The organism is Aeromonas sp. FDAARGOS 1417, assembly GCF_019046985.1.
Classification (GTDB): domain Bacteria; phylum Pseudomonadota; class Gammaproteobacteria; order Enterobacterales; family Aeromonadaceae; genus Aeromonas; species Aeromonas veronii.
Map to the genome: position 1 here is coordinate 1711414 of NZ_CP077221.1, position 18278 is coordinate 1729691.

General features: G+C 56.2%; 21 protein-coding genes. 1 reads left to right on the forward strand and 20 read right to left on the reverse strand.

Features of this window, described 5'->3' with window-relative positions; all coding sequences use genetic code 11:
* Positions 1-171 precede the first annotated feature (171 nt).
* On the reverse strand, positions 172-516 hold the full coding sequence (locus I6L47_RS07610; RefSeq protein WP_005353650.1) for a Grx4 family monothiol glutaredoxin: 345 nt from the start codon (positions 514-516) through the stop codon (positions 172-174).
* 288 nt (positions 517-804) lie between these two features.
* Between I6L47_RS07610 and sodB the strand changes: the two genes are divergently transcribed.
* Positions 805-1389: a superoxide dismutase [Fe] gene (gene sodB, locus I6L47_RS07615; protein ID WP_019444736.1), complete on the forward strand. Its 585-nt coding sequence runs from the start codon at positions 805-807 to the stop codon at positions 1387-1389.
* 112 nt (positions 1390-1501) lie between these two features.
* Here the strand turns inward: sodB and I6L47_RS07620 are convergent, their stop codons facing one another.
* From I6L47_RS07620 to I6L47_RS07710, 19 genes are all read right to left on the reverse strand, one after another.
* Positions 1502-2314 carry a VacJ family lipoprotein gene (locus I6L47_RS07620; protein ID WP_216949030.1) on the reverse strand — a complete coding sequence of 271 codons (813 nt, stop codon included), beginning with the start codon at positions 2312-2314 and terminating at the stop codon, positions 1502-1504.
* Positions 2315-2399: 85 nt separating this feature from the next.
* Positions 2400-3668, reverse strand: a complete 1269-nt coding sequence (gene ccmI / locus I6L47_RS07625; RefSeq protein ID WP_150996472.1) for a c-type cytochrome biogenesis protein CcmI — start codon at positions 3666-3668, stop codon at positions 2400-2402.
* Positions 3665-4144, reverse strand: a complete 480-nt coding sequence (locus I6L47_RS07630) for a cytochrome c-type biogenesis protein (RefSeq protein ID WP_017788562.1) — start codon at positions 4142-4144, stop codon at positions 3665-3667. Before I6L47_RS07630 ends, ccmI begins: the two co-directional genes overlap by 4 nt.
* A gap of 11 nt (positions 4145-4155) precedes the next feature.
* Positions 4156-4686 (reverse strand): DsbE family thiol:disulfide interchange protein, encoded by a 531-nt coding sequence (locus tag I6L47_RS07635; RefSeq protein WP_216949031.1) that lies wholly within the window; start codon positions 4684-4686, stop codon positions 4156-4158.
* Positions 4683-6638 carry a heme lyase CcmF/NrfE family subunit gene (locus tag I6L47_RS07640; protein ID WP_139708777.1) on the reverse strand — a complete coding sequence of 652 codons (1956 nt, stop codon included), beginning with the start codon at positions 6636-6638 and terminating at the stop codon, positions 4683-4685. Before I6L47_RS07640 ends, I6L47_RS07635 begins: the two co-directional genes overlap by 4 nt.
* Positions 6639-6720: 82 nt before the next feature.
* Positions 6721-7212 carry a cytochrome c maturation protein CcmE gene (ccmE, locus tag I6L47_RS07645; RefSeq protein ID WP_005334685.1) on the reverse strand — a complete coding sequence of 164 codons (492 nt, stop codon included), beginning with the start codon at positions 7210-7212 and terminating at the stop codon, positions 6721-6723.
* On the reverse strand, positions 7209-7415 hold the full coding sequence (gene ccmD, locus I6L47_RS07650) for a heme exporter protein CcmD (protein WP_019444732.1): 207 nt from the start codon (positions 7413-7415) through the stop codon (positions 7209-7211). The genes ccmE and ccmD overlap by 4 nt, the downstream gene beginning before the upstream one ends.
* A gap of 2 nt (positions 7416-7417) precedes the next feature.
* The gene (locus I6L47_RS07655; RefSeq protein WP_005334687.1) at positions 7418-8158 is read right to left on the reverse strand and encodes a heme ABC transporter permease; all 741 of its coding nucleotides are present in this window, start codon (positions 8156-8158) and stop codon (positions 7418-7420) included.
* Positions 8159-8328: 170 nt separating this feature from the next.
* A complete protein-coding gene (ccmB, locus tag I6L47_RS07660) occupies positions 8329-8997 on the reverse strand; it encodes a heme exporter protein CcmB (protein WP_216949032.1) in 669 nt (222 codons plus the stop codon).
* Positions 8998-9001: 4 nt separating this feature from the next.
* A complete protein-coding gene (gene ccmA / locus I6L47_RS07665; protein WP_005353659.1) occupies positions 9002-9646 on the reverse strand; it encodes a cytochrome c biogenesis heme-transporting ATPase CcmA in 645 nt (214 codons plus the stop codon).
* 198 nt (positions 9647-9844) lie between these two features.
* Complete coding sequence (locus I6L47_RS07670; protein WP_005334692.1) at positions 9845-10222, reverse strand: DUF2802 domain-containing protein; 378 nt, start codon at positions 10220-10222, stop codon at positions 9845-9847.
* Positions 10223-10250: 28 nt separating this feature from the next.
* Entirely contained in the window at positions 10251-10739 is a 489-nt protein-coding gene (locus I6L47_RS07675; protein WP_005298836.1) for a chemotaxis protein CheW, read from the reverse strand.
* Positions 10740-10808: 69 nt separating this feature from the next.
* Complete coding sequence (locus tag I6L47_RS07680; protein ID WP_201949988.1) at positions 10809-11681, reverse strand: chemotaxis protein CheW; 873 nt, start codon at positions 11679-11681, stop codon at positions 10809-10811.
* The gene (locus I6L47_RS07685; protein ID WP_005334696.1) at positions 11678-12472 is read right to left on the reverse strand and encodes a ParA family protein; all 795 of its coding nucleotides are present in this window, start codon (positions 12470-12472) and stop codon (positions 11678-11680) included. Before I6L47_RS07685 ends, I6L47_RS07680 begins: the two co-directional genes overlap by 4 nt.
* Before the next feature lie 4 nt (positions 12473-12476).
* Positions 12477-13397 carry a flagellar motor protein MotB gene (locus tag I6L47_RS07690; protein WP_103251226.1) on the reverse strand — a complete coding sequence of 307 codons (921 nt, stop codon included), beginning with the start codon at positions 13395-13397 and terminating at the stop codon, positions 12477-12479.
* Between the two features lie 2 nt (positions 13398-13399).
* Positions 13400-14137: a flagellar motor protein gene (locus tag I6L47_RS07695; protein WP_019444726.1), complete on the reverse strand. Its 738-nt coding sequence runs from the start codon at positions 14135-14137 to the stop codon at positions 13400-13402.
* A 2-nt stretch (positions 14138-14139) separates the two neighbouring features.
* Positions 14140-15255, reverse strand: coding sequence for a chemotaxis response regulator protein-glutamate methylesterase (locus I6L47_RS07700; protein WP_216949033.1), 1116 nt, complete (start codon positions 15253-15255; stop codon positions 14140-14142).
* Positions 15256-15287: 32 nt separating this feature from the next.
* Positions 15288-17525, reverse strand: a complete 2238-nt coding sequence (locus I6L47_RS07705; RefSeq protein WP_216949034.1) for a chemotaxis protein CheA — start codon at positions 17523-17525, stop codon at positions 15288-15290.
* An 11-nt stretch (positions 17526-17536) separates the two neighbouring features.
* Positions 17537-18277: a protein phosphatase CheZ gene (locus I6L47_RS07710; RefSeq protein WP_005353668.1), complete on the reverse strand. Its 741-nt coding sequence runs from the start codon at positions 18275-18277 to the stop codon at positions 17537-17539.
* Position 18278: the final 1 nt, after the last annotated feature.

The window sequence follows — 18278 nt, forward strand, 5'->3', positions numbered from 1 at the left end:
TCATATATTGGCAAAGAATATAATTAACAACTCCAAAACAAAGCCATAAAGATTAGATTTTTCAGGGCAATTGCGTTGCTTTTTGCAACCGGCAATCAGTTGCTTGCCTGCCAGAACCGGGACAATAAAAAAGGGAGCCTATAAGGCTCCCTCTCGACAACACAGAACCGATTACTCGGCTGCAGCATCATCTTTCTTGTACTTGGCAGCAGTCTCTTTGATCAGAGCCTGCAACTCGCCAGCCTGGAACATCTCGATCATGATGTCACAGCCACCGATCAGCTCACCTTCAACCCACAGTTGGGGGAAGGTCGGCCAGTTGGCGAATTTTGGCAATTCGGCGCGGATATCCGGATTTTGCAGGATATCAACGTAGGCAAACGGCTCGCCGCAGGACATCAGAGCCTGGGAAGCCTGGGCAGAGAAGCCACAGCTGGGTAGCTTGGGGGAGCCCTTCATGTAGATGATGATGGGGTTGTCAGCCAGCTGCTGCTTAATCTTTTCAATAGTTTCCATAGGTGCCTCACTAGAGCGATTTCGGCGGCCATTCTACTGCAATCTTGCCCGAGCACAAACTGACAAAGGGGTGAACCGGCTCGAATTGCGCAAAGAACCCACACAGGATTGATCGCGATCATGGCGCCAATCAAGAGTTGTTAGGCCATCTTTGATACTGCTACAATCCCTTGGCTTTGGGCTACCCAGCCCCATCATTTTAAAAACAACTCTTTTCAAATATAGAAAAGAGTACGCAATGTCTTGCAACCGTCGCCTTCGCACGGTCCAGCCAATGGAGAGTAGAAAATGGCATTCGAACTTCCCGCTCTGCCCTATGCAATCAACGCTCTGGAACCGCACATCTCCCAGGAAACTCTGGAATATCACCACGGCAAGCACCACAACACCTACGTGGTCAACCTGAACAATCTGGTGCCGGGTACCGAGTTTGAAGGCAAGTCTCTGGAAGAGATCATCAAGACCTCCAACGGCGGCATCTTCAACAACGCCGCCCAGATCTGGAACCACACCTTCTACTGGCACTGCCTCTCCCCGAATGGCGGTGGCGAGCCGACTGGCGCCCTGGCTGAGGCCATCAACAAGGCATTCGGCTCCTTCGCCGAGTTCAAAGATGCCTTCACCAAATCAGCCATCGGCAACTTCGGTTCCAGCTGGACTTGGCTGGTGAAGAAAGCTGACGGCTCTCTGGCTATCGTCAACACCTCCAACGCCGGTTGCCCGCTGACTGAAGCCGGTACCACCCCGCTGCTGACCGTTGACCTGTGGGAGCACGCCTACTACATCGACTTCCGCAACCTGCGTCCGAAGTACATGGAAACCTTCTGGGCTCTGGTTAACTGGGAATTCGTGGCCAAGAATCTGGCTGCCTAATCAGCCTCGCTTGCCAAAACGCCCCGCACTGCGGGGCGTTTTTTTATCTCGAGATGGCTGCGTAAATGAATAAGGCGCCCGCAGGCGCCTTTTACATATCGAGATGACCCGCTTACTGGTCCAGCTCGTCCATGTATTCATCCAGATTGGCGTCGTCAGCCTGCTCTTGCTGAGACGCTTTCAGCTCGGTCTGCTTGCCCGTCACCTTGCCCTGGTTATATTGCAGGTAGAAGTCCTTGGTCAGCGCATAAGGATCGAGGGAGTTGTCGATGATCCGCTCCTGATCGATCAGCTTGGCACGTGTGCCCAAGCCATCCAGTGCCCAGTGTGCAACCTTCATCGGGAAGGTTAACAGGGCATAGGGGAAGTAGAAGCTGTCAATCGCATCACCAACCAGCTCCCGGGTGGTAGTCGGGCCGTAGACAGGCACCATGATGTAGGCACCATTACCGATATCGGCCCTGCCCAGCACGGTATCCATCTCCAGCTTGTTGCGCTCGAGGCCGGCATGTTTGGCCACATCGAAGATACCCAGCAGACCGACCGTGGTGTTGAGGGTAAAGCGCCCCAGGTTGGTGCCTGCCCCTTTCAAATCACCGGTGATCAGATGGTTCACCATGCTGCTTGGCTCATCAAAGTTGGCAACAAAGTTGGCAATGCCATCCTTCACCCCTACCGGAATGTAGCGGGCATAGGCATGTACCACAGGACGTGCCACATAGGGCTCCAGCACATCATAGTTGACCGCCCACATGGCCCGGTTGGCCCCCTGGAAGGGATCGCGCGGATCGGCCGCCGTACTGGTGGCACCCGGATTATTCATGCCGGGATTGAGATCCAGACTCTCTGGGCCAGGCTTGGGTGGGCCACCGGCACAGCCAGCCAGCAAGAGGGCTGCCAGTGTGGCCCCTGAACGAAGATACATATGATTGTCCTGACGTTTTATTTTGATTTATCAGAAGTATAGATAACCCGGCCCCTATCCAGGGGCCGGGTTATCCAAAGGCATATTAGAGGGCGTGATCGATGCGGATGTCAATCGGAGCAGCAGGGATCTCGGCCGTCTTGACCGACACGGATACTCCTTCGAAGGCTCCTTCCTTGTTCATCACATTGCCACCGCGCGAGAGACGTGCCTTGAACTGCAGCTCCGGATAGGCCGCCAGTTTGCTGCCTTCCATCATGGCATCGCCATCCCCGAGCGACAGGGTAACAGGCAAGGTTGGCCCTGCGATACGCTTCACGGCGATGGGCATGGGCGGCCCGTTGGGCACCACGGCAAAGACGAAGAGATGGGCATCTTCCGGCATCTGAATGCCCGCCGCCAACGTGACGTGGATGGGGAATTCCCCCTCCTTCATCGCCAGCGGCTGTCCCTCAACTGCGCCCGCTTTGGCTACGCCTGAATTCGTCACCTCGATGCCGCGCTGCTTGAGCTGCGCGCGGGCATACTCCATGGAGCGCTCGACCATCACGTAACGGGGGGTACCTTTCTCCATAAGTGGCAACATCGCCTGCCAGCGAGCCAGCGCGGTCTGGAAGTCCTCTTTTTGCAGCGCCATAAAGGCATAGACGGAACGCGCTTCGATATTGTCCGGATCCTGCGCGATAGCAGCCTGCAACAGGACATCCGCTTGCGCCTCATCCCCCGTCATCATCAGCGCCTGCGCATAAGGCACCGCCACCAGCGACTTCTGGGGAGCCAGCGTGTAGGCCCGCTCCAGCGCCTCGCTGGCCATCTCGGGATCATTGCCATCCAGCGCCAAGCGTCCCAGCAGCAGCCAGCCGCGGTAGTCGTTCGGTTCATCCTTGAGGCGGGTACGCAGTGCCAGCGTGAAATCCAGCAGATCCTGCTCGGTCACCTGGGCATCGCGTTCCACCAGAATGCGGTTGCTCAGCTCGCCAAGACGGCTGCTGGCATCTTGCCAGCGACTCACCTCTTGCCAGGAGCCCAACTTGTAGTAGAGCCCCAGACTCACCACCAACAGCACCAGCACACCCGGAATCCAGATCAGACTCTTGCCACTGCGGGCAGTCTGCTCCACATCAGGGATATCATCCAAGAGACTTCGTTGCAGCTCGACCAGCGAGTCGGACTCCTCAGCCAGGACACCCTGCTCGCGCTCTTCGCCAATCTCCAGCAGCCGCTGGCGATAGAGCTGTTTGTTGAGCGCCGAGCGACTGATGCTCTGTTTGCCTTCACCACGCCACAGCGGCACGACGAGCGCCAGACTCACCAGCACCAGCAAGCCCGCAATAACTATCCAAAAAGCGGTCATTGTTTCTCTTCCTCTTTGAGCAGCTCGGCCAGTCGGCGCTGCTCCTCCTCGCTCAAGGCGTTATCCAGTTGTTTTTTCACCGCAGGGGGCCGGCGGCTGCGCATCACGACCACGGCGCCACCGATCAGGATCACCAGCAGCGGGCCGAGCCAGAGGATCAGGGTGGAGGCCATCAGGGGTGGGTTATAGAGGATAAAGTTGCCGTAGCGGGCCACCATGTAATCCACTATCTCCTCTTTATCCTTACCCTCGCGCACCATCTGGTAGGTCTTGTCGCGCAAGTCCTTGGCCAGCCCCGCATTGGAGTCGGCGATATCCTGGTTCTGGCACTTGGGGCAACGCAGCTCCTTGGTCAGTTCGCGAAAGACCTGCTCCTGATTGTCGTTGTCGAAGGTGTAGACATCGATAGCGGCCATGGCCGGCGCTTGCACCACCCATCCCAGCAACAGCAGCAGGGAAGCAATAAATACTCTCATCAGGACTCCCCTCACTTCATGGCATCAAAGATGGGTTTGAGGGTCGACGCCCAGTTCTCGGGGTTAATATCCCCCACGTGGCGATACCGGATGATCCCCTTGCTGTCGATAAAGAAGGTCTCCGGCGCGCCGTATACCCCGAGATCCAGCCCCAGCATGCCGTCCGGATCATAGAGGTTGACCTGATAGGGGTTACCCAGCTCCGCCAGCCACTTGATCGCCTTGTCGCGCTCATCCTTGTAGTTCATGCCGATGATGGGAATACCCTGCCCCGCCAGCTGTTTGAGGTAGGTATGCTCGCCATAGCAGGTCGGGCACCAGGTGGCCCAGACGTTGAGCAGCATGGGGCGACCGGTCAGGATACTGCGATCGTGCTGTTTGTTCAGATCGTAAATGTCCTGCAGATTGAACACCGGCACCTCTTTGCCCACCATCACGGACTCAAGCTTGGTGGGATCGGAGTAGAGCCCTTTGAACAGGAACACAGCCCCCAGCAAAAAGACGATAAAGGGGATTAAAAACAACCAGGTCTTTTTGTTCATGCCTTGGCCTCCTCCTCACGACGGCCGAAACGGTAACGCTTGTCGAGCATCGCCAGCACGCCACCAATAGCCATAAAGACGCCGCCGAACCAGATCCAGCGCACGAACGGCTTGTAGTAGATCCGCACCGCCCAGGCACCGTTGTCGAGCTGTTCCCCCAGCGCCGCATAGAGATCGCGGGTGATACCGGCATCGATGGCCGCTTCGGTCATCGGCATCCGGGTCACCTTGTACATCCGCTTCTCGGGCTTGAGCAGGGCGACCTGCTTGCCATTCTTGTGCACTTCCAGCACGCCCTTAAAGCCATCGTAGTTGGGGCCGTTCTTCTCCTTGATCCCGGCAAAGACGAACTCGTAATCGGCAAAGTGCACCCGATCACCCGCCTGCATCCGCAGATCCTTCTCGATGCTGTAATTCTGGGTGCAGGCGATACCTATGATGCTGACTGCCAGCCCCACATGGCCGAGGATCATGGCCCAGTGGCTGTTGCCAAGCTTGCGCACACCGACTGCAAAGCTGTGCTTGTGGGTAGCCCGCGCCCAGGTCTCCTGCACGCTGGTGACGATGATCCAGGCCCCCAGACCAATCCCTACCGCCGCCCACGGCTTGAAGGTTTCGGCAAAGAGCAGCGGCAACAGCAAGGCTGCGGCCAGACTCAGCACCAGTGCCACGACCACCTTGCTTTTGAGTTCCCCCAGCTCCTGACGACGCCAGCGAAACAGCGGGCCAACCCCCAGCAGCAGAGCAAACGGGATGATCAGCCAGCTGTAGATGTGGTTGAAGAAGGGGGTACCGATAGAGATGCTCCCCAGCCCCAGCTCCTTGTGCACCAGCGGCAGCAAGGTACCGAGCAGCACGGTCAGCAGACCCGCCACCAGCATGATGTTGTTGCAAAGCAGCAGGGTCTCGCGGCTCCACAGCTCGTGTTTGCCGTGGCTCTTCACCTGCGAGCCTTTAAAGGCAAACAGCAGCAAGGATGAACCGATCACCGCCAGCAGGAAGCCGAGAATAAACAGACCGCGGGTCGGATCGGAGGCAAACGCATGGACCGACACCAGCACGCCGGAGCGCACAAGGAAGGTACCCAGCAGGCTCAACGAGAAGGCTGACAGGGCCAGCAGCACGGTCCACGCCTTGAAGGTGGCGCGCTTCTCGCTCACCGCCAGCGAGTGCAGCAGAGCGGTACCCGCCAGCCAGGGCATGAAGGAGGCGTTTTCTACCGGATCCCAGAACCACCAGCCGCCCCAACCGAGCTCGTAGTAGGCCCACCAGGAGCCGAGCACTATGCCGAGGGTCAGGAATACCCAGGCAGCCATGGTCCAGGGGCGCGACCAGCGAGCCCAGGTCGCATCGAGACGGCCGGTCATCAGCGAGGCAATGGCGAAGGCAAACGCCACCGAGAAGCCCACATAACCCATGTAGAGCATCGGCGGATGGAAGATAAGACCCGGATCCTGCAGCAGCGGATTGAGGTCACGACCATCTACCGGGAAATAGGGCAAGGTGCGGGTGAAGGGATCGGAGGTGAACAGCACGAAGGCGGTGAAGCCAACCGAGATCAGACCCAGCACGCCGAGTACCCGCGCGACAGCATCGAGCGGCAGACGGCGGCTGAACATGGCTACCGCCGCAGTCCAGCCCCCTAAGGTCAGTACCCACAGCAGCAGGGAGCCTTCGTGGGCGCCCCACACCGCCGAGATGCGATAGGCGAGCGGCAGCAGGCTGTTGGAGTTAGTGGCCACATACTGCACGGTGAAGTCGTTATCGATAAAGGCCCAGGTCAGGCAGAGAAACGACAGCAGCAGCAACAAAAACTGAGCATAGGCGAGCGGACGGGCCGCCGACATCATGCCAAGACGCCCCCAACTGGCGCCTAGCAGCGGGTAGCTGCCCAGCAGCAGGGCGGTGGCAAAGGCCAGGATCAGCGCAAACTGACCTAATTCCGGGATCATGAAGGCATTCCTTTCAATTGAACGGTGACAACAGCCGCACCACGCACGGCAGGCAAAGCGGAAAAGGCAAACACCACAGGGATCACTGCTTGGCTCCCTTCAACTGCGCCTCGGTATACTCCGGCTTGAAGTGCATGCCGTTAGTGGCATCGGCCACTTCCGGCGGCATGTAGTTCTCATCGTGCTTGGCCAGCACCTCGAACGCCTCTACGGTCGTGGCATCCTTGAGGGTGCCCTGGGCAACAATCCCCTGCCCTTCACGGAAGAGATCCGGCAGGATGCCGTCAAACTCTACCTTCACCAGATGACCGCCGTTATCCACCAGCTTGAAGGCAACCTTGAGGCTCTGGGGATCCCGCTGTACCGACCCCGGCACGACCAACCCACCGATGCGCAGGCGCTGCCCCTCTTCCGGTTTGATCTTGTCCGGCCCCTTCCCCTCCACCAGCTCGCTCGGGGTGTAGAAGAGGTCGATATTCTGACTGAGGGCGTAGAGAACCAGCCCGCTGACGGTCGCCAGACCCAGGGTAATGGCCAGAATGATGGTGAGGCGTTTTTTGCGTCTCGGATTCATAGGGTGTTCTCCATCTGCTGGGCCGCCTTGCGACGGGCCTCACGCGCCTGTTTGCTGCGCAACTCACCGAGCAGGCTGCGGGTTTTCATGCGGGTAGAAATGATGATGCCGACCAGACACACCAGCGTCAGGCCAAATGAGAGCCAGACATAGAAGGCGTAACCGCCCATCGCCATAAAATCACTGAAAGAGGCAAAGTGCATGCTTACTTCTCCTGCTCTGCAATCTCTTTGACCCAGGGGCGATGCCACTCCCGCATCAGGAGTTCATTGCGAAAACGCATCAGGGTCAGGGCACCGAGAAACGCGGCAAACGCCAGGATCATGATCAGCAGCGGCCAAAGCATCTCGGGTGAAATGGAGGGTTTGTCAAATTTGGTGATGGTGGCCCCCTGATGCAGGGTATTCCACCACTCCACCGAGTAGTGAATGATGGGCAGGTTGATCACCCCAACCAGTGCCAGAATGCCGGCCGCACGGCCAGCGACCACCTTGTCGCTGAAGGCGTTGTAGAGGGCAATCACGCCGAGGTAGAGAAACAGCAGGATCAGCTCAGAGGTGAGCCGCGCATCCCACACCCACCAGGTTCCCCACATGGGTTTGCCCCAGGCGGCACCGGTAAAGAGGGCAATAAAGGTAAATACGGCACCGACCGGCGCAATGGCAGCAACCGTCATGTCAGCCATCCGCAATTGCCACACCAGGCCGATAAAGGCGGCCACCGCCATGGTGGAGTAGGCCCCCATGGAGAGAATGGCGGAAGGCACGTGGATATAGATGATCCGGAACGAATCTCCCTGCTGGTAATCCGCTGGCGCAAACGCGAGGCCCCAGACAGTACCGATCACAAACGAGAGCAGACTAATCACCGCAAACCAGGGCAACAGCGTGCCTGCCAGCTGATAGGCACGCTCCGGTTTGGCATAAGGGTGCAACCATTTCCACATAGCTCACAAAACCTTTTTGTTATTAATCGTTTGGCGAGGCCTACCATACCGACCGCAGGGCAGCATCAAATACCCCGAAAGCAATAAGCGGCACTCTCCTTGATCCATCGCAACATTATTTTTTGCAAAAAGACTCCGTTCGGAGCCAAATCCGGTTCAGCTCACGGCCATCAGTTGAGGCTGACCCGCAACGCCGCCGACACAGCCAGCGGCGTCAGTGTCAAAGCCCCCACCAGCATGGCGGCCAGAATGGCAAGCTGCCCGCCATAGGGCAAGCTCATCCCCGCGGCATCGATGGCTGAGGTGGCAAAAATCAGTACCGGAATATAGAGCGGCAGGATCAGCAGACTAAGCAGCACCCCGCCTTTGCGCAATCCCACCGTCAACGCGACCCCGACCGCGCCGAGCAGACTCAATACCGGAGTGCCAAGTGCCAGCGTCGAGACGACAGCCAGATAGGTGTTCATATCCAGCGACAGCAAAATCGCCAGCAAGGGAGAGATCAGCAGCAGCGGCAAGCCGGTCAGCAGCCAGTGAGCGACCACTTTCGCCAGCGCCAGCAAGCCCAGCGGGTGCGGCATCAGCATCATCTGCTCCAGCGCGCCATCGGCAAAGTCGTCGCGAAACAGTCGCTCCAGCGACAGCATGGCCGCCAATAGCGCCGCCACCCAGATGATCCCCGGTGCAATACGGGCCAGCAGCTTGGGCTCCGGGCCAATCCCTAACGGAAACAGGGTGATGACGATGAGGAAAAACCAGAGCGGATTGAAAATATCGGAACGCTGGCGCAGAGCCATCAGCAGTTCACGGTGAATAAGGTGCATAACAGCGCGCAACATGGCGTTACTCCTGCAATGTCGAGGCGAAGGGGGTCAACGAGATAGTCTTCAGCCGTCCCTGCATCAGGGTCAGATCCTGATGAGTGGTTAGGATCACCATGCCGCCCCGCTCGGCGTGGGCCAGAAAGAGCTGTTCGAGCACCTTGACCCCTTGCTTGTCGATGGCGGTAAAGGGCTCATCGAGGATCCAGAGTGCCGGTTTCTGTGACAGCCAGAGTCTGGCCAGAGCCACCCGGCGTTGCTGGCCAGCAGAGAGTTGCCCGGTCGGGTTCTCTTCAAATCCGGCCAGCCCTACCCTGGCCAATATCTGCCACAAGTCAGTCTCTGTTTGCTGCGGGTGATGTAACTGCTGGTAGAACTTCAGGTTTTCAAAAGGGGTCAGCGCCGCTTTGACACCGGGCTGGTGACCGAGATAGAGCAGATTGGCATGATACTCATCGCGACAGTGACGAATATTCTCCCCATTCCAGCACACTTCACCGGCAAATGGCTGCGACAGCCCGGTCAACAATCGCAACAGGCTGGTCTTGCCAACCCCGTTGGGCCCTTCAATTTGCACCAGATCGCCGGGCGCAACAGAGAAAGAGAGGTGTTCAAACAGAGTGCGATCTTCGCGCACGCAGCTCAGATTGTTAACTTGAAGCAGCATGGGGATTTTTTCAGAGAAAATGAAGCGGTCTGCATCTTAACACAGTATTGGAATACGTCTTTTCAAAGATGCAACAATTGAACTGACTGGCGACCGGGATCACAAAGAAAATACGGTAGAAACCGCCTGCTCAACGCAGCTGGGGGACAAGCGGCTGCACGCCATAAAATTCAGGAAGGCAATTGCCTTCCTGAATCATCAAGAGCGACCTTTTCGCAACGATATCAAGAGCTCTGCCTCTGCCTTTGGCAACTCGCACTCACTCATGACTTCATCAAGATCGGCGCCCAGTTCGACCATCTTTGCCGCTCGGCTGTAAAGCCTGCGTTCGGGATCCTGCATGGTCAGTTCTTGCTGGCGCTCATTGACCTGCTGCATCGCCCCTTCCACCGACTGCAGACGCTGCCCCATGCCAATGGCACCGGTATGGAGCTCCATCATCTGCTTGCGCAAGCTTTCCAACTGACCTTGCAGCGTTGCCACACTGGCCTCGGACTCCTGCTTGCTGCGCTTGCTCTTGAACCAGATATAAGAGGCAAACGCCAAGGCAATCAGGGACATCCCCAAGGCAACCATCTCGATTATCAAAACATCACCTTATTTATCAGAGGGAACCGATATCTTCCCACTCTTCATCGGAGAGCAGCTTGTTCAAGTCAACCAGGATCAGCAGTTGCCCATCGCGGTTGCTCACCCCCTGAATAAACTTGGCGCTCTCTTCAGTACCGACCGCAGGTGCCGCATCGATTTCGGAAGAACGCAGATAAACCACCTCAGCCACGCTGTCGACCATGATGCCGATCACCTGCTTCTCGGCCTCGATGATCACAATCCGGGAGTTTTCACTCACATCACCGGAAGGCAGACCGAAGCGGGAACGGGTATCGATGACAGTCACCACATTGCCACGCAGGTTGATGATCCCCAGTACGTACTCAGGCGCACCCGGCACCGGTGCAATTTCGGTGTAGCGCAACACCTCCTGAACCTGCATCACATTGATGCCATAGGTTTCGTTCTCCAGTTGGAAGGTTACCCATTGCAGCACTTCATCTTCGGCCAGATTCTGTGCAATATTGCGCTTTTCTGTCATGTTTTTATTCCTTTTATGAAAACGTCTACTGCTAAAACTAGCAATAAAACAGCTCGATTGCAGAAGTTATCAGCGACCTTCTATGTTAACCCCACGCTCCAGCAACAGGAGCAGTTCGCGGACGTGTAACAGGGCACACATTTTTTCTTTGACCATGCCAGCCAACCAGGGGCGCTTGCCCTCCTGATGGCGCCATTTCACTTGGTCACGGTGTAACAATTCAGTCCCTTTGAGATGATGGCAGGCTAATCCCCACGGTGATTCACCAAGCATAATCAGATACTTGTAATCATCCATCTCGAGATGCTGACCCGGCATGACCCACTGGGCAGTATCGACCACATTCATCTTCTGCTCGCGAGAGGTCATGATCCCCTTGTACCAGCCAGGCTGGCCAAACAGGGAGGTGATCTCGCCCAGCTGATGAATACCACCCAGCTCGGTCAACGGCACCGCAAACGTCACGCCCGCGACTTCAAAGAAAAGGGCCTGAAACTCTTTACCGGTATCGATATTTTCCCAGGCGACCGGTTCACTGGCCTCTACCGGAGCAACCTCCAGCGCCGTCTCGGTCAGGATAGTAGTATGGGGCTCTGCAACCTCGGGGAGCAGCACCTCCGCAGGCCACTCTGGCTCCACCGGCAGCAGTGATTCCTCTGCCACAATCTCCAGCGGTGCGGTGAGAGTCGCTTCCTGGGTGAAGGCGTCATTCTCAAACTGGACTTGTCCCACCTGAGCCAATAGCTCACCGAGCTGGGCAAGCCGTGGATCGCTTTCAAGGTAAGGTGCGGCGACTACCTCAGGGACGCTTTGAGGCTGACGTTGCAACTGTAAAACAGGGGCAGATTGAACCTCTTCCACCTCATCCAGCACCAGTGGCTCATCGAGCAGCAGGGAGTGGAAATAGTCATCCATCGCCCGAACTTGAATGGTATCTCTCATGCCGTCACCTCATGAACCCGTTGCCGCTCAAGGGCATCAAGATGATTGAGCAGCGTTTCATATGCATAGGTTCCACGACTCCCGGGAGAATAGATAGACGGGGGGATATGCAGCAAGCTTGCATCCCGAAACTTGGTATCAATAGGGATCACCGCGTTCCACACCGAATCCCCATATTGATCCTTGATCGATTTCAAGGTCATCAAAGAAGCACGGGTGCGCTTGTCGAACATGGTCGGGATCACTGTATAACGGAACTTGTCACGCTTGGAACGCTGCATGATCTCGAATGTTTTCATCATCCGCTCCAACCCCTTGAGGGCCAGAAATTCGGTCTGGACAGGCACCAGAATGCGATCGCAGGCAGCCAGCGCGTTGACCATCATCACCCCCAGCACTGGCGGGCAATCGATCAGCACGTAATCATATTGATCCTGAATGCGCAGCAGTGCCCGCTTCAGTACCAGTCCCATCCCCTCACGATTGCCCATCACCCGATCAAGGGTCGCCAAGGTAATAGATGCTGGCAGTAAGTTGATATTTTCGAACTTGGTCTTGAGCGTCAGTTTATTGACAAGCTCGGCTGTCGGTTTGACAGCTTGAAACAACTCATAGAGGGTTCCATCCAGGCGATCTGAATCAAAATCAAGATATGCAGTCAGCGAAGCATGGGGGTCGGTATCAATCAACAGCACCCGCTGGCCACGCTGGGCCAGGATCCCCGCAAGCGAGACCACTGTGGTGGTTTTACCCACACCACCTTTCTGGTTGGCAACCGTCCAAACAATCACTGTATCAATCCTGCCTTGTTGTTATGCGTATGCCACCACCGGGCAAGGCGATCACCTTTATCTCTCCTGCATCCACCGCCTGTTGTACAGCAGGAACCGGTTCAGCAACTACCGTAGGCGTTGCAACCACAGGTGCTGGCGGCACCCAGGCAAACTTGGAGATAGCGACCACAACCTTGCGATTCTGCAGTCTGCCCTGCTCGCTGCCGTTGTCAGCAAAGGGGGAAAACTCGCCATATGCCTCGAACGCCAGACGCTGGGGGGCGATCCCATCGGCAATCAAACCATTGAGTACCGCTTCGGCCCGAGCAGCAGAAAGCGCCCAGTTAGAACGATAAATTTCATTATTTATCTGTTGGTTATCGGTATAACCCCGAACCCTTACATAGTTATCGACCGGTTTGAGAATACTTGAAAGAGTATTAATGACCGGTGCAGCGTTTGGTCCCAAAAAGGCACTGCCGCTACCAAACAACAAGCCGGAACTGAGTTCAACCGTCAGCCAGTTCTCATCTTGCGTCAGTTTGACGATACCGGCATCTACCAGCGAGCCCATGCTCTGTTGCAACTGCATATCGAGTTTTGCAAGTGTCGCGCCATCTTGCAGCACTGGCACACCAGAAATAGGAGCAAGTGAAGGAGAGGGGGATGCTGGGCTTTCCAGCAATGATGGAGAGGCAGATACCGGGTTATCCAGCAGGGAATTACCCTGCCCTTCAAGCAAGCCATTGCCGCCAGACTGCATGACACTGAACGCCTGGCTCATACCATCAATCACCGCGCGATACTTGTCCTTATTCACCAGTGCAACAGAGTAGAGCACCACGAACAAGGCAAAGATCAGCGTCATATAATCGGCATAGGAGACCAGCCAGCGGTCAAGATGCTCGCGACCCTGCAAGTGCAACCGATAGCGCTTGCGCATGGCTACTCTCCTTTCAAATAGGCCCTGAGCCGGCGTTCAACCTGCAAGCCGTTTTCACCATGGGCGATAGCCAGCAGCCCTTCCAGGGTCATCTCCTGAAAGAGTGCATAGTGATAGTGAAATGCGCGTAGCCTGTTGGCGATAGGCAGGTAGATGAGGTTGGCAAACCCCACTCCATAGATGGTTGCCACAAATGCCACTGCGATCCCAGCTCCCAGTGCTGATGGGTCTTCGAGATGAAACATGGCCTGGATCAGGCCCAGCACGGCACCGATGATCCCGATGGTCGGACTGTACCCCCCCATGGCTTCAAATACCCTGGCGGCATGTTCATTACGCTCCTGCTCGATATCGATATCGGCTTCGAGCAACATGCGAATATCCTCCGTGGAGACCCCATCGACAATCATGCCAAGCCCTTGGCGAGTAAAGTTGTCTTCCTCCTGCTCGGCCTGATTTTCAAGGGCCAGCAGCCCTTGCTGGCGCGCAAAGACGGCCCATGACTGCAACCGTTCGGCCTGCGCCGCGAGATCTTGGTGGGGAGGGGTAAAAATCCATAACAGCTGGCGCAACGCCAGCAGAATGTACTTGGCAGGAGTCTGCAACGTGACAGCACCAACGGTACCACCCAGCACGATCAGAAAAGCAGGCCCGTCCACCAGCGTCAACAGGGAGCCGCCATGCCACAGTTGGGCAATGGCAATAGCCCCCAATGCCAGGAGCAGACCGAGCAAGCCCATGATTAGCGCCCCAACTCAACCAGAATACGCTGGGCCACCTTGTCCAGAGGGAGTGATTCGCTGGCAATCCCCGCTTTGGCTACTGCTTGGGGCATACCATATACCACGCAGGAAGCCTCATCCTGAGCCCAGATGGTTGATCCCTGCTCTTTCAGCAGTCTGGCGCCATCACGGCCATCTGCGCCCATACCGGTCAGCACAATCGCCAGTACCTTGTCGGCATAGGTTTTGGCCGCAGAGGCAAAGGTGATGTCCACACAAGGCTTGTAATTTACCTTGTCGTTGCCATCCACGATGCGAATGCGAGCCCCTGCACCACGACCTTCCAGCAGCATCTGTTTGCCACCGGGAGCAAGGTAGGCATGCCCTGGTTTAAGCACATCGCCATCTTCCGCTTCCTTGACGCCAATCTGACATAACCCGTTGAGACGGGCAGCAAATGCGGCAGTAAACGTGGCTGGCATATGCTGGATAAGCAGGATGGGATGGGGAAAATCCCCCGGCAACTTGGTCAGCACATTTTGCAAAGCAACAGGTCCGCCGGTAGAAGTACCGATTGCCACCAACTGATAACTCTTGCCACTGCGCTTGAATGAAGCACTTGGCACAGTACGTTGCAGGTCAGGCTGACGATCTGAAGTTCTGGGCGCAGTGCTGCCCAGAGGAGTACGAGCAACCGGTTCAGGTGCCTTGGGGCGAGCAGCGGATGTCATCAGGAAGCGCTTGCGAGAGATCTCCTTTACCCGCTGTTGCAATAGTCTGACCGCTTCATCTTTGTCTCTGGCAATGTCCTCAAACTTCTTGGGCAAGAAGTCGAGGGCACCGGCGTCCAGCGCATCAAGCGTAGCCTTGGCCCCTTCATGGGTCAGGGAGGAGAACATCAGAATGGGGGTTGGGCACTTGGCCATGATCTCGCGCACCGCACTGATGCCATCCATCACGGGCATTTCGATGTCCATGGTGATCACATCAGGGCGCAGCGACATCGCCTTGTCCACCGCCTCACGTCCATTCTGGGCCGTATCAATCACCGTCAGCATGGGATCCTGATTGATGATCTCGCTCACCCGACGGCGAAAGAAGCTCGAATCGTCGACAACTAATACCTTGACTGCCATTGTTGTTTTTCTAACTCCTTGGGCCTGAGCTATTAATGTCTACGCGCATATGCTTTGAGCAGACTCGGCACATCCAAAATAAGAGCAATTCCACCATCACTGGTAATGGTCGCCCCGGCCATGCCAGGGGTGCCTTGCAGCAGGTTATCGAGTGGCTTGATCACCACCTCTTCCTGACCAATCAGACTGTCTACCACAAACCCGATTTGCTGAGTGCCAATCTGCACGATCACCACATGTCCGGTATCCTGACGTGAACGCTTGTTGGCGCCACGAATCAACCATTTATGCAGATAGAAGAGCGGTATCGCCTTCTCGCGCACAATGATGGTGAGCTGGCCATCAACCATGTTGGCCTTTTTCAGATCCAGATGGAAAATCTCGTTCACACAACCAAGGGGAAGTGCGAAGGTCTGCTCACCCACTTCCACCATCAGCGTCGGCAGAATGGCTAGCGTCAACGGAACCTTGATTTCGAGACGGGTACCTTTCCCCCAGGTGGAATCGATGTGCACCGATCCATTGAGGCTGACAATGCTGGTTTTAACCACATCCATTCCGACACCACGGCCAGAGATATCGGAGATCTCGGCCTTGGTTGAAAAGCCCGGAGCAAAAATCAGGTTATAGGCATCGTTGTCGCTCATGCGAGCGGCAGTATCTGCATCCAGAACACCGCGACTGATTGCGATGGACTTGAGTTTCTCAGGATCCATCCCTGCCCCATCATCCTCGATGCAAAGCAGAATATGGTCACCTTGCTGGGAGGCGCTAAGGGTAATTGTCCCTTGCCGCGGCTTGCCCGCTTTCTCCCGCACATCCGGCATTTCGACCCCGTGATCGCAGGAGTTGCGAACGAGGTGAACCAGAGGATCGGCGAGCGCCTCTACCAGGTTTTTATCAAGATCGGTCTCTTCCCCCACCATCACCAGCTCAATCTCTTTCTTGAGGGTTCTGGCCAGATCACGCACCACGCGCGGGAAACGACCAAATACCTTCTTGATTGGCTGCATGCGGGTTTTCATCACCGCACCTTGCAGGTCAGCCGTTACCACATCCAGATTGGCAACCGCCTTTGACATCTCTTCATCATTACTGGCAATACCCAAGCTCACCAGCCGGTTACGAACCAGTACCAACTCACCTACCATGTTCATGATGACATCGAGGGTCTTGGTATCCACCCGCACCGTCGTATCGCTTTGCACGGCACTATTTTCTGCTGGCGCAGGCGCAGCCTTGGCGGCAGGCGCTGGTGCCTTGGCTGCTTCAGCGGGTTTTGCGGGGACTGCCGGTGCCGGTTTGGCAACAGGAGTGGCCGGTTTGGGCGGAGTCACCGCAGCAGGTGCAGCAGGTGCGGCAGGTGCGGCAGGTGCGGCAGGTGCGGCAGGTGCGGCAGGTGCGGCAGGTGCGGCAGGTGCGGCAGGTGCCATAGTACTCTGAGGCCCTTGACCACGACCATGCAATTCATCAAGCAGGCGTTCAAACTCATCATCATCGATAAGCTCGTCCACCTCTTTTTGCACGGACTTCAGAGGATTCACCTCTGGCGCCCCCATGTGCTGTCCCTGACCATGAAGCTGGTCCAGCAAGGCCTCAAACTCATCATCGGTGATATCGCCAGAGCCACCTGCTATCGGGGCTGCTGCAGCCGTCTTGGTCGGAGCCCCACCCACGCCGTGGAGCTCGTCCAGCAGACGCTCGAATTCGTCTGCAGAAATTTCATCGATCGAGCCGCCGCCATTGACAGGAGCAGGCTCGCTGCTGATGGCTGCGGGTTCAACAACTTCTGGAGCAACGTCTTCAACAACTACCGGTGCTGCAGGTTCAGATTCTACAGCAGCAGCCGCACTGGTAGCCGTGCGCAGTTGCTCTTCCCCTTCTGGCTTGCACAACTCATGGAGGTCATGAAGCAAATCATCTGACGCAGGGCTGGGTGCTTCGCGATTTTGAACCTGGGCGAACATGACATTGATGGCATCCAGCGCTTGCAGGATCACATCCATCAGCTCCGCAGTAACGGTTCGCTTGCCATTACGCAAGATATCGAACACGTTTTCCGCACCGTGGCATACATCAACCAGTTCACCGAGCGACAGAAAACCTGCCCCCCCTTTCACGGTATGGAAACCGCGAAAGATGGCATTCAACAGGTTCTTGTCATCGGGCCGCTTTTCCAAGTCGACCAGTTGTTCAGACAACTGTTCCAATATTTCGGATGCTTCGACCAGAAAGTCTTGCAGTATGTCTTCATCAACTTCGAAGGCCATGCGTCACTCCATTAGAATCCCAAGCTAGACAGCAGATCGTCCACATCATCCTGACCATTGACCACATCGGCACGAGCCTCGGGGTTCATGATAGGGCCCTCTGCTTCAATCCCGTTGACAGGAATACTACGAGTTGAATGCTCAGCAGAAGCCTCACCAAACATGGTCAGCATTTCTATTAATTTTGTTTCAACTTCCTGAACAAGCTTGATGACCTTGCGGATCATCTGACCTGTCAAATCCTGAAAATCTTGTGCCATCAGGATTTCTGTCAGCAGTTGCCGTAATTTATCGGCATCAGACTCTGAAGCCTTAATAAAATCATCAAGTTGGTGACATAAGGATTTGAACTGCCCCACGCTCATGTCACGAGACATTAGGGCATTCCAGTTCGGCATCACCAGCTGGATATTGTCATTCAGGCGATCCGCTATCGGCAAACTGGCTTCCACCGCATCCATTGTGCGATTGGCCGCTTTGTCGGTCATATCGATAACGTAGCTCAAGCGCTCCCGAGCATCGGGAATATCATGAGTAGCCAAATCGGGAATACGGGGATCGAGGCGAAATTCTTGAAGTGAATCATGCAGTTGTCGGGTCAGCTGACCTACTTTTTCAAACAGATCGGCTGCGTTGGGGGCACATACTTCGGCAAGCAGTTCATCGGCCAGCTCAAATTCGCCTTGCTCCAGATGAGCAACAAGCATCCTTGCCTGGTCGAGCGAAATCATTGCTCTCGTTTTGGCCATCATC